The 12101-nt window shown below is 73.7% G+C and carries 10 protein-coding genes; all 10 read right to left on the reverse strand.

What is annotated here, in order from left to right; translation table 11 throughout:
* Positions 1-178 precede the first annotated feature (178 nt).
* From N6H00_RS18200 to N6H00_RS18250, 10 genes are read right to left on the reverse strand one after another with little or no spacing between them, the layout of a single operon-like run.
* A complete protein-coding gene (locus tag N6H00_RS18200) occupies positions 179-1840 on the reverse strand; it encodes an NAD(P)-dependent oxidoreductase (protein WP_268972812.1) in 1662 nt (553 codons plus the stop codon).
* 8 nt (positions 1841-1848) lie between these two features.
* The gene (gene sbnA, locus N6H00_RS18205; protein ID WP_268972814.1) at positions 1849-2856 is read right to left on the reverse strand and encodes a 2,3-diaminopropionate biosynthesis protein SbnA; all 1008 of its coding nucleotides are present in this window, start codon (positions 2854-2856) and stop codon (positions 1849-1851) included.
* A 41-nt stretch (positions 2857-2897) separates the two neighbouring features.
* A complete protein-coding gene (gene sbnB, locus N6H00_RS18210) occupies positions 2898-3941 on the reverse strand; it encodes a 2,3-diaminopropionate biosynthesis protein SbnB (protein WP_268972816.1) in 1044 nt (347 codons plus the stop codon).
* Positions 3942-4001: 60 nt separating this feature from the next.
* Entirely contained in the window at positions 4002-5030 is a 1029-nt protein-coding gene (locus tag N6H00_RS18215; protein WP_268972818.1) for a TauD/TfdA family dioxygenase, read from the reverse strand.
* A 14-nt stretch (positions 5031-5044) separates the two neighbouring features.
* Positions 5045-7447, reverse strand: a complete 2403-nt coding sequence (locus N6H00_RS18220; RefSeq protein ID WP_268972819.1) for a non-ribosomal peptide synthetase — start codon at positions 7445-7447, stop codon at positions 5045-5047.
* Complete coding sequence (locus tag N6H00_RS18225) at positions 7444-8202, reverse strand: 2-hydroxychromene-2-carboxylate isomerase (RefSeq protein WP_268972820.1); 759 nt, start codon at positions 8200-8202, stop codon at positions 7444-7446. Before N6H00_RS18225 ends, N6H00_RS18220 begins: the two co-directional genes overlap by 4 nt.
* Complete coding sequence (gene fabG / locus N6H00_RS18230; protein WP_268972821.1) at positions 8199-8960, reverse strand: 3-oxoacyl-ACP reductase FabG; 762 nt, start codon at positions 8958-8960, stop codon at positions 8199-8201. Before fabG ends, N6H00_RS18225 begins: the two co-directional genes overlap by 4 nt.
* Entirely contained in the window at positions 8957-9931 is a 975-nt protein-coding gene (locus N6H00_RS40180) for a 3-hydroxyacyl-ACP dehydratase FabZ family protein (protein ID WP_329618539.1), read from the reverse strand. Before N6H00_RS40180 ends, fabG begins: the two co-directional genes overlap by 4 nt.
* A gap of 26 nt (positions 9932-9957) precedes the next feature.
* Positions 9958-11088 carry a beta-ketoacyl synthase N-terminal-like domain-containing protein gene (locus tag N6H00_RS18245; protein ID WP_268972822.1) on the reverse strand — a complete coding sequence of 377 codons (1131 nt, stop codon included), beginning with the start codon at positions 11086-11088 and terminating at the stop codon, positions 9958-9960.
* Positions 11085-12098 (reverse strand): hypothetical protein, encoded by a 1014-nt coding sequence (locus tag N6H00_RS18250; RefSeq protein WP_268972823.1) that lies wholly within the window; start codon positions 12096-12098, stop codon positions 11085-11087. The genes N6H00_RS18245 and N6H00_RS18250 overlap by 4 nt, the downstream gene beginning before the upstream one ends.
* Between the last annotated feature and the right edge of the window lie 3 nt (positions 12099-12101).

Below are 12101 nucleotides of genomic sequence, written 5' to 3' on the forward strand. Positions count from 1 at the left end.
GCGCACCGGCCACACTACGCTCAGCCATCATCGGCACTCTCTCTGTCCTCTTGCTGCCACCTCCGCGCGATATCGGAGCCGCCCCGGACGAAAGGCCATCGGCGGCCCGAATTCCACAGCGTCCGCCGGATGCGGAATACGCGATACGGAATCTGTACAACCGTTCTTCCACGGCCTTTTATCCGCGGCCACTCAGCGTCCACCAGTGCGTCGCCTCGACCGCGCCGGCGGCCTCGGTCAGCAGGTCGGGGCGCACCGGCCGGTCCACGCCCAGCACGACCACCGCGTCGCCGCCCGGCGCGGTGCGGGCCACCCGCATCGCGGTGATGTGCACCCCGCCCCGGCCGAGCGCGGCACCGAGCCCGCCGAGCACGCCCGCCGCGTCCCGACAGCGGAGGAAGAGCGTCTCCCCGGCGAGCGGGAAGTCCAGCGGCCGGCCGCAGATCTCCACCAGCCTGACGGTGCCGTCGGGCGCCGGCAGGGCACCGGTCACCGAGACGCCGTCGCCGCCGGGGAGGGTCGCGCGGACCGTCACCGAGCGGTCGCCCCCGGCTTCGGGGGCGGCGGTGGTGGCGGTGGCCGTCATGCCGCGCTCCTCGGCCAGCGCGGGCGCGTTCACGTACGAGACGCGGGTGAGGCCCGCACCGGTCAGCGCGCCCTTCAGGGCCGCGAGTTCCAGCGCGGCCGGTTCCAGCGCCGCGGGCTCCCGTGTCGTGGGCTCCGGCGCGGCCGCCTCGGGTTCGGTGGGTCCGCCCGTCGCCACGATCTCCAGCCGGGGCGGCGGCCCTCCGGTGGCGGCGGTGACCAGGGCGGCCAGCCGTTCCGTCAGCGCCAGCCAGGGCGCCGGCGCGCGAGGGACCGTCCCGGCCCCCACGTTGACCGCCTCCGGCACCACCTCACCGCCGAGCACACGCCGTACGGACCGTGCCGCCGACACCCCGGCCCGCTCCTCGGCCTCCGGCGTGTGCGCCGCCGGCTGCGGGGTGACCACCACGGTGTCCAGTTCGGCCAGCGGGGACTCGGCGCGGGCGACGATCCCCGCCGCCGCGACCCGGCCCTCCTTCAGCGCCGCGTACAGCTCCAGCTGGTCCACGGCGCCGCCGCCGGTGACGTCGACCAGGCGCGCCCCCGGTCCGATCCGGTGCAGCGCCTCGAACCCCAGCAGCCCGCGGTGCTCGGGCGTTTCGGGCAGGTGCACGGAGATCAGATCGGCACGGGCCAGGAGTTCGTCCAGCGTGACCAGCCGGACGCCCTCCGCCGCGAGGTGGCCGGTGCCCGCCGATGGGTCGTAGGCGATCACCTCCATGGCGAACGCGCGCATCCGCCGGGCCACCTCCCACCCGACCGGTCCCAGGCCGACCAGCCCCAGCACCTTGTCCGCCAGCTCCATCCCCGGCGGCCGGGAGCGCGGCCGGCGCCCGCCCGTGGGCAACGCGTCGGCCCGCGGGATGCCGCGTGCCACGGCCAGCAGCAGCCCGACGGCGAGCTCGGCGGCGCTCACGGCGTGCGCGGTGGGCGCGTTGACCACCATGACCCCGGCGGCGGTGGCGGCGGGTACGTCCACCGCGCCCACCCCCGCCCCGGCCGTGGCGATCACCTTCAGCCGGGGCGCGGCGGCCAGGGCCTCGGCGTCGATCCGCGTGGTGTCGCGGACGAGCACCGCGTCGGCCTCGGCCAGCTCCCTCAGCAGGGCCTCCCGCCCGGCGCCGGAGCGCTCGCGGATCTCCACCTCCGGTCCGAGGGCGGCCACGGCGGTGGGCGACAGCTCCTCGGCGATCAGTACGACCGGCCGGCGGTCCGCGGTGGCCTCGCCCCCGGCCACCGTTCCGCCGCCGCGCACGGGGCCGGTCAACCGGCACCGACCAGTTGGGAGGAGGGATCGGTGCGGGGGGCCGGGAGCTGCGCACCAGCGGGCTCCTCGTAGTGCTCGGCCACCCACTCCGGGTCGTACACCGAGTCGAGATAGCGGTCACCCTGGTCGGGTGCGATGGCCACCGAGACGAGCGGACCGCCGCCCGGCCGCCCGGCCAGCCAGCGCCGGGCGCCGCTGACCACGGTGCCCGTCGAACCGCCGAAGAGGAAACCGCGCCGCGCCATGGCCCGGCAGGTCGCGATGGTCTCCGGCTCCTCCACCATCACCACCTCGTCGACCAGTCCGGGGTCCAGCAGCGCCGGCCGGACCCCGGCCCCGAGGCCCGGGATCAGCCGGCGCGCCGGCGGTCCGCCGAAGGTGACCGACCCGACCGAGTCCACGGCCACCACGGTCACCGAAGGCTCGTGCTCCCGGAACCAGCGGGCGCAGCCCATCAGGGTGCCGGTCGTGCCGGCGCCGATGAACACCACGTCCAGTCCGGGGAACTGCTCGGCGATGGCCGGGGCGGTGGTGCGGTAGTGGGCCAGCCAGTTGTGGCGGTTGTCGTACTGGTTGAGCCAGACATACCGCGGGTCGTAGGCGCACAGCCGCTGTACGTAGTCCAGGCGGGCGCCGAGCAGGCCCCGGGTCTTGTCCGGGCGGCTGATGGTGAGCACCTGGGCGCCGAGGGCCTGCATCTGGCGGCGGCTGGCCGGGTTGCAGCGCGAGTCCGTGACGCACAGGAAGCCGTAACCGCGGCTGGCGGCGATCATGCTCAGCGCGATTCCGAGGTTGCCGGAGGAGGACTCCACCAGGACCGACCCCGGGGCCAGCAGCCCGTCGCGTTCGGCGGCGAGCACCATCTCACGAGCCGCCTTCAGCTTCACGGATCCCGCGAAGTTGAAGCTCTCGCATTTGAGATACAGAGGAACGTCGACCACCGCGCCGAGATCCACATAGAGGTCTTCCATGTTGATCTCGTGCGGGGCTGAGATTACGGGCACGTCATCACCGTTATTCGTCTGGGGCGCAGCCGCCCGGCCGGTTACGAGCCCGATCGTCCGTAGCGGCTGAGCTCGTGGAAGAAACCGTCCACCACCGACAACGCCCCTTCGGCGCGCAGCTGATCGTGGATGTAGCGGCCGAGCGCGATGTCGAGTACGCCCAGGCCGAACGGGGAGAACACCAGCGGGCGGTCGGCGGGCAGCTCGACCCGGCCCTCCAGCACGTCGTAGAGCGTCCCGGCGATGAAGTCCCGGTTGCCGGTGAGCTGTTCGGCCAGGTGCGGGGAGGTGTCCGCCTTCAGGCAGTGCTCCACGTCGTCCACCACGTTGGTGGCGGCCAGCAGGATCTCGGGGGCCAGATCGCGCAGCGAGACGTTGAGCACCAGCGGGTTGTGGGCGAACCAGGCCGGGTCGTGGATATGCGGGGTGCCCGCGACGGTGGCGAGGATCACCAGGTCGCTGGCCTCGATCAGCTCGCGGGCGCCGGCGTGCACCACGGCCGGGGCGGCGTCCGCGCGCGAACCGAGGTAGCCGGCGAAGCCCTGGGCGTGCTGCGCGGACAGGTCGAAGATGCCGACCTCGTCGAAGTCCCAGCCGCTCGCCACCAGATAGGTGTGGATGTAGCGGGCGATCAGTCCGGTGCCGATGAAGCCGACCCGGCGCGGCCGCTCCCCCCGGCTGAGCTTGTCGGCGGCGAGCGCCGCCGAGGCCGCGGTGCGCGAGGCGGAGATGATGGACGACTCCAGGCAGGCGAACGGGTAGCCGGTGTCGTGGTCGTTGAGGATCAGCACGGCCGAGGCGCGCGGGATGCCCGCGGCCACGTTGTCCGGGAAGCTGGAGATCCACTTCAGGCCGTCGGTGGCCCGCTCACCGCCGACCGACGCGGGCAGTGCGATGATCCGCGAGCTGGGGCGGTCGGGGAAGCGCAGGAAGTACGACGGCGGGTTGACGGTCTGCTGGGCGCCGTGCAGCCGGTAGACCTCCTCCACCAGTTTCAGGACCTGCTTCTCGTTGCCCGAGAGCACGTGGTCCACCTGCGCGCCGGAGATGACGGCGAAGGGCGGCACGCCGGATTGCCGGGACATGTAGGGCACTCCATTCATCCGTGGGATCGGGGCGACGTCGGGGGCGACGTCGGGGGTCGGTCAGGCCGTGTCCGGCACCCGCACCGGGTCGCCGAGGACGACGACGACCTCACGCTCCCCCTCGTAGGGCTCGCGGCTGTGCGCCATCCGCAGGTTGTCCACCACCATCAGGTCCCCGGCCTGCCAGGGCTCCCGGAGCGTGTGCTTCTCGTACACCGCGTTGATGGCGAGCACCGTGGCCTCGTCGATGGTGCCGCCGTCTCCGTAAGCGCTGTTGAACGGCAGTCCGTCCGGGCCGAATTCGAAGGTCAGGTACTCGCGGATCACCGGGTCGAGGGTCCACTCGTTGAGGAAGGCGATCTGGTTGAACCAGCCGAGGCGGCCGTTCACCGGATGGCGCAGCACCGCGGCCGAGCGCTGCCGGGTGCGCAGATCGCCGCCCGGCCGCCACTCGGTCTCGATGCCCCACCGGCGGCAGTAGGCGTCGACGGCCTCGCGGTCCTCGGCGCCGAAGGACTCCGCGCGCCCGATCCCCACGGTGTCGGTGTAGTTCCGGTCCAGCCGCCAGCCGACCTGCTGGAACCGGGCCACCAGCGCCGGGTCCAGCGCCTCCAGCACCGTCTGGGAGTCGGCCACGCCGGTGACCCCGCCGGAGGCCGGCGGTGTGAGGCACGCGAAGAGCAGGGTCGCGGGCACTTCGCGGCGGTAGCTCAGCTCGTGGTGCATGCACATCGGCTGGTCGGGCGGCCACTCCGAGGAGGAGTAGACGCCGTCGGCGCGGAGGTGGCGGGTGGCGAAGCCCTCCCGTTCGGCCATCACCTCGTCCAGGAGTTCCTGGGCCACCCGGCCCACCGTCCGGGCGTCGGCGAGGCCGAGGCCGCGCACCAGCACCGCGCCGTGTTCGGCGACGGCGGCGCGCAGTGGGGCGCGGTGGGCGGCGGCCCAGGCGGCCGGGTCGGCGGGCGGGGGCCCGTCGAGGCGGAGCACCGCGGGTCGGTCGGCGAGGACCTCCACCGGCATCGCGCTCGACGTCGCGCTCGATGTCGTGTCCGATGCCGCGCTCGTTGTCATGTCCGGCGTCACAGCCATGGTCGAAGGTGTCCTCACGTGTCGTTGCGGGCGTCGATCAGTTCGGCCAGCTCGGCGAGCACGGGGCGCTGGTGGATGTCGCGCAGGGTGAAGCCGCGCTCCATCCGGACCACCAGCCGCACCGCCGAGAGCGAGGTGCCGCCCCGGTCGAAGAAGTTCTCGTTCCGCCCGATCTCCTCGTCGGGCAGCCGCAGCACCTCGGCCCACGCCCGCGCCAGCCGGCGCTCGGTGGCGGTGCGCGGGGCCTCCCGGACGGCGTCCCCGGCGGGGGCGTCGAGGTCGGCGGCCACGGCGCGCAGCGCCTTCTTGTCGATCTTCCCGTTGCCGGTCAAGGGCAGCGCCGCCAGGCGCTCGATCCGGTGCGGCACCATATAGGCGGGCAGCACCGCGCGGAGCTGTTCACGCAGGCCGTCGGAGGACTCGGCGGAGCCGGCCTGGAAGCCGACCAGGTGCTTTCCGGCGTCCGGGGTCTCCACGACCACCACCGCCGCGTCCCGGACCGCGTCCAGCTTCAGCAGCTGGTTCTCGATCTCGCCGATCTCGATCCGGAAGCCCCGGATCTTGACCTGCGCGTCCCGGCGGCCGAGGAACTCCAGCTTGCCCTCCGGGAGCCAGCGGCCGAAGTCGCCGGAGCGGTAGAGCCGGTTGCCGGGGCGGTGCGGATCGGTGCCGAACGCCTGGGCGGTGCGCTCGGGGTCGTTGACATAGCCGCGCCCCACGCAGACCCCGGAGAAGACGATCTCGCCGGGGGCGCCCAGCGGCACCGGCTGGAGGTTCTCGTCCACCACGTACACGGTGACATTGCCGACCGGTGGGCCCAGCGGGACCGAGTCCCGCTCGGGCACGCCCGTCATCACCTCGTGGTTGGTGTCGTCGCTGGTCTCGGTGAGCCCGTAGGCGTTCATCAGCGCGATGCCCGGGAAGCGGGCGAACCAGCGGACGGTCAGCTCCTTCTTGAGCGCCTCGCCGGTGACCGACACACAGCGCAGCGCGGGCAGGTCACGCGGCCGGTTCTCCAGCCGGGACAGCACCACCTCGAGATAGGAGGGCACGGCCTGGAGCACCGCGACCTCGCCGCGCTCGATGGTGTCGAGATAGCGGTCGACGTCGAGCACCGCCTCCTGCTCCACGATGAGCGTGCGGCCACCCACCACCAGCGCCGCCACCAGCTGCCACAGCGAGATGTCGAAGGACTGCGGGGCGGTCTGCGCCACCACCTGCCCCGCACCGATCGACTGGTCGTCGATCTTGGCGTAGAGGTGGTTGACGAACCCGGCGTGCTCGCACATCGCGCCCTTGGGCTCCCCCGTGGAACCCGAGGTGAAGTAGAGGTACGCCAGCCGGTCGGGGCCGATGACGAGGCCCGGGTCGGTGTCCGGCCGTCCCTCCGCCCAGGCGTCCTGGACCGTCAGCAGCTCCAGGCCCTCGGGCGCGGCCTGCTGGAGGTGGCCGGGGCCACCGGGCTCGGTGAGCACCAGCCGGCAGTCGGCCCGGACCAGGGTGCGGGCCATCCGGTCGGCGGGGGCCTGCGGTTCGATGGGCAGATACGCGGCGCCCGCCTTGAACACGCCGATGACCGCGGCCATCCAGTGCAGATTGCGCTCGGTGACGACGGCGACGACGGCCTCGGGGGCCAGCTCGCGGGCGAGCAGCGCATGGGCGATCCGGTTGGCGCGGGCGTTGAGTTCCGCGTAGGTCCAGCTCGTACCGGCGTGGACGGCGGCGCTCTCCTCGGGGCGGGCGGCCACCTGCGCCTCGAACAGCTCGTGGAACCGCCGGTCCGGCAGGGCGCGTTCGGGCCCCGACAGGCCGGTGATCTGGTGGCGCAGCTCCTCGTCGGAGAGCAGGGTGCGGGCCCGGCAGGGCGCGTCCGGCTCGGCCACCAGCCGGGCCAGCGCCGTCAGGTGGTAGCCGGCGATCCGGTCGGCCGCCTCGGCGTTCAGCACATCGACGCGGTGGCGCAGCCGGAGGGTGCGGGTGGCGGGGTCGAAGGACACGGTCAGCACGACGGGGGACCCCTCGGGCGGGGTGTGGCCGCCGCCGAGGTCCAGGACCGTCTCGTAGGCCGTGTCGTACGCCGGGTCGTGGGCGGACGGGGACGCGTCGACGGCGCGCAGCAGCTCGCGCCAGGTCAGGGTGGTGACCTCGACCCGGCGGCCGGCCGGGGCGGTGGCGGTGTCCGCCACGTACCCGGCGATCAGTTCGGGTTCGCCGCTGAGCGCCGAGAGCACCACGGCGTGCGCGGCGAGCGCGACGGCCTGCCAGCTGGTACCGGTACGGCGGGACACCAGCCGGGCGGCGGCCACCAGGCGGGCGGGCAGGGGGCGGGACAGCTCGGCGGTGCGCGGCTCGGTCGCGAAGGACCAGCGGGGCACGATGCGCTGGGGTTCGGCGGTCACCCGGGGCTCGTCGGTCATCGGGACGCCCCTTCCGGCCGGGTCCCGGCGACGGCCGGTGCCGAGGAGGGGTCTTCCGACGGACGGCCTGCCGAGGAGAGGTCTGGGGCGAGGTCTCCCGAAGAGCGGTCGAACGGGGCGTCCGAACGGCCGTCCCAGGTGGTGCCGCGCACCGAGGCGACGAAGGCGGAGACCCGCTCGGCGCCCCAGAAGCCCTCCCGGCCGTTGACGAAGTACGGCACCCCGAAGGCGTCGTCGTGGTACGCGGCGGCCAGGCACTCCACGCCCTTGGCGCGCAGCCGGTCGTCGTCCACCGAGTCCGCGATCCCCGGGTCGAGGCCCAGCTCGTCGGCGATCAGGGTGATGGTGCCGCGCTCGGCGAGGTCCAGGCCCCGGTGCCAGCGGGCCCGGTAGGCGGCGGCGACGAACTCCCGGCCCCGGCCCGCCTCCTCGGCGGCGAGGTACGCCAGGTGGGAGACCTCCCAGTGCGGCGCCCGGTCCACCGGCCAGGTGACCCGCCAGCCGCGGGCGTGCGCCCAGCGGCGGGCGTCGCGCAGGATGTAGAAGTTCTTGGCCCGCGACATCGGCACCACGGGCAGGGTGACGCCCTGGTCGGCCAGCAGCTTCTCGGACACCGCGTCCGGCTCCCAGTACGGGATCCACTCGATCGCGTCGAGGACGTCGGGATAGCGCTCGCTCAGGTCGCGGTACGCGAACCACGAATACGGGCTGCGCAGCGAGAAATACCATCGAGGATGTTTCTTCTTACGGCTCACAGCACGATTCCCCCGTCGATCTGGAAAACGGATCCGGTGATGTAGCCGGCGCGGTTCCCGGCCAGGAAGCCCACCAGTTCGGCGACTTCCTCCGGGGTGCCCATGCGGCCCAGGGCCACGGTGGCGAGCGCCGCGCCGCGCGCCTTCTCGCTCACGGCCGCGACCATGTCGGTGTCGATGAAACCGGGCGCGACGACGTTGACCCGCACGCCGTAGCGGCCGATCTCCTTGGCCAGGGACCGGGAGAACCCGATGATCCCGGCCTTGGAGGCGGCGTAGTTGGTCTGGGTGGCGTTGCCGTGCACCCCGGCCACCGAGGAGATGTTGACGATGCTGCCGGAGCGGCGCTTCATCATGGAGAAGCCGACCGAGCGGCAGACGTGGAAGACCCCGTCGAGATTGGTGGCGACCACCGAGCCCCAGTCCTCGTCGCTCATCATCACCATCGCCTTGTCGCGGGTGATGCCGGCCGAGGTGACGGCGACCTCCACGGGGCCCAGCTCCTGCTCGGTGCGGGCCACCCAGGCGCGTACGGGCGCGGCCTCCGAGACGTCCACGCGCTCGGCGAGCACCCTGGCGCCCAGTGCCTCCGCCTCCTTGGCGAGGAGTTCGGCGGCCTCGGGGCGGGAGTGGTAGCAGAAGCTCACGTCGTAGCCGTCCTCGGCGAGCCGCAGCACCGTGGCCCGGCCGATGCCGCGTGAGCCGCCGCTGATCAGCGCGACGGGACGGCCTTCGGGCCGATGCGGATCCTGTGTCATGAAGTCGCCTCCTTGAGCGCGCCGGCCGGGCGGAAGGCCATCACCATGCGCGCCACGGACATCACCGGACGGGAGCCGCAGCGGCTCTCGCCCTCGAAGATCACCGAGTCGCCGAGCGAACGCGCGATGCGGACCCGGTGCTCGATCAGCTCCCCGGGCCGGACCGGGCTGTGGAACGCGGCGTCGGCCACGGAGCCGAAGAGCATCACCTGGCCGCGGCTCTCCGGGGAGTCCGCCGAGGCCAGCAGCCCCGCCGCCTGCCCCCAGGACTCGATCACCAGGGACGGGGGGTAGGCGAGCCCGGCCCCCGGTGTGAGCCCGGCGTACCAGGGCTCGTTGAGCGTGACGGCCTTGACCGCGGTGACCCGCTCTCCGGGCACCAGCTCCACCACCCGGTCCACCAGCAGCATCGGATAGCGGTGCGGCAGCAGATCGGCGACGGCGGGTGCGGACGCCGGGGCCGCCGCCGCCATCGGTTCGGGCGCGGCCGCCGGTTCGGGTCCGGCCGCCGGCTCGGGCGGCTGCCCGGCGGGCCGGTAGCGCAGCCGTACGGAGGCGGCCTCACCGCGTGCGGTCGAGGCCGACGCCGAGCAGCGCCAGCCGTCGCCCCGGCGCCGCCAGGTGAGGCGGAGGTCGATGACGTCGCCCGGGTAGACCGCACCGCTGAACCGTGCCGAGTCCACGGCCGCGAGCGCGACCGGCTCCGGCGCGGTGGACAGCGCGGCGCGGTGGGCGCACTCCACGACGCAGACCCCGGGGAAGATCGGGAAGTCGGGGTAGTGTCCCGCGAAGACCGGCTCCGAGGCGTCGACCGCGACGCGGGCCGTGGCGCGCCCGTCCTCGAGCGCGCCGGTGACCGTCATCCGCGCCGCCACGGGGCTCACCCCGGCAGCCCCGTCGGCGACCGCCGCCCCCGCCGGGCTCACCTCGCGGGGAGCGGCACCGCCGCCCTCCGGCACGGCAGCGCTCACCGTGTTCACCACACCCACCGGCCCGTTCACGGTGCCACCAGCCTCAGGACCGCGCAGGCCAGGGAGCCGTCGCGGTCGGCCGAGGTGATGACGGCCAGACGGCCCGCCGCCTCGTCGGACAGTGCGGCCGTCGCCAGCAGGAAGGCGATCTGGAAGGTGGCCGAGGCCGCCGAGACATCGCCGAGCCGGCCCACTCCGGGCACCCGCTCCACCGCCTCCGTGCCGAACAGCGCGGTCAGCGCCTGTCGTTCGCACGCGCCCAGGCGGCCGGGCGCGTCGCCGGGGCTGGCCGCCCACACGTCGTGCGGCCGGGCGCCCGCGGCCTCCAGGGCGGAGGCGACACACGCCTCCAGCACCGGCCGCACCCGGTCTCCGGTGGCGACGCGGGTGCGGACCGCGAGGACCTCGGCGAGCGCCGGGCGGGCGGGGCTGAGCGTGTCCGGCCGCTGGACCAGCAGCGCCGCCGCGCCCTCGCCCAGCGCCACCTCCGCGTCGTACCCGGCGTCGCCGGCCTCGGCGGCCCGGCTGTGGCGCTCGAGCCAGTAGCGGGCCCGGGAGAACTCCTCGGCGGCGGTGCACAGCACCGACCCCGCCCGCCCCGAGGACAGCAGCCGGGTGGAGTAGTGGAGCGCCGCGAGTCCGGCGGTGCGGCCCTGGGCGAGCGTGGTGTTGGGGCCCCGGATGCCGTACCAGATGGAGCACTGTCCGGCCGCGCAGTTCATCACCGCGTTGGGCATCACGGCCGGGTCGACGTCGAACGGCGCCTCACCCAGGAGGGAGGTGCGGGTGAAGTCCATCATGGACTCGGCGCTGCCGGTCGTGGTGCCGAGCACCAGCGCGGCCCGCTCCCCGGTCTCCCGTTCCCGGTCGGCCTCCGGCTGGTCCAGCAGTCCGCCGACCACGCTGACCGCGAGACCGGTCACCCGGTCCATCGAGCGGGTGCCCTTCTTGCCCAGCACCTGGCGGGTCTCGAAGCCGGGTACCAGATGGGCCGGGCCCTCGGGTACGCCCCAGCGGGCGGTGTCCACCGGGGCGGCGGTGGACCGGCCCGAGCGGAGCCCGTCCACGAGCGCCTGGGCGCCCAGGCCGTACGGGGAGACCGCCGACCACGCCGAGATCACCGGCCGGGTGGCGGCGGGGGCCGCCGCGGCGGTCATGACCGGACCCCCTTCGGGCTGCTGAGGGCCTCGACGGTCGCCTCGTCGAGGGTGGCCATGGACCACTGGTTGGGGGCGTGCTCGGTGAGGTAGCCGTGGGTGATGGTGCCGGTGGCGGTGTGCACCAGCGCGCCGTCGCGGATCACGTAGCAGTCCATCCGCGCCGTGTAGAGCAGGCTCTTGAAGATGTCCTCGATGGTGTAGACGGTGTAGAGCTCCTCCTCCATCACCGTCTCGTCGAGCAGCCGGATACGGGACTGGGTGACGACGGGGATCCAGCCGCGGCCGTCCAGCACCTCCTTGATGGCCAGGCCCCGGTCGGCGAGGAAGAGGTCCTCGGCCTCCTCCATCACGCGCAGGAAGCCGGACATCTGCACCCGCTCGTTGAAGTGGCAGTAGAAGTACGGCATCCGCCAGCGCCAGCCGAACGCGTTGTCCTCGCCGATCAGCTGGGCCAGGACCGGGTCCGAGGTGCCGGTGGTGCCGCGGCCCTCGGCGAAGCCGCCGTACGGGCGCGGGGTCACGGCCAGTTCGCGGCGTTCGCCGGTGCCCAGCCGCTCGACGGCGAACCGGGCGAGCCCGGCGGGGTACGCCTCGGACGCCTCGATGTGGCCGTCGATCCGCAGCACCACCCGCACCGTGGAGCCGGCGCATTTGACCCGCCGGCCGTCGCGCTGGACGAAGAGCGCCACCTTGAAGGTGAGTTCACCGGCGTCGGCCTTGGTGGCGGGGGTCACCTCCGCCTCGACCTCGTCGTCCACCGCGAGCAGCGCGCCGAGCCGCGAGCGCAGCTCGACGACCTCGAAGCCGAGGCCGTAGCGCTGGTAGAGCTCGCCGACGGGAAGCCCGGCCACCCGGAAGTGGTTCAGCACGGCCGCTTCGGCGACGTAGTTGATGTGCTTGAAGCCGATCGCGTAGCTGATGTTGTTGCCTTCGAACACCGGGCGCAGCCGCACGGTGGTCGCAGCGTCCAGCAGGGCCGACACGGCCGGGTCTGGCACCGGTCCCATCGC

It is taken from the genome of Streptomyces sp. S465 (assembly GCF_026898115.1).
Lineage (GTDB): Bacteria > Actinomycetota > Actinomycetes > Streptomycetales > Streptomycetaceae > Streptomyces > Streptomyces luomodiensis.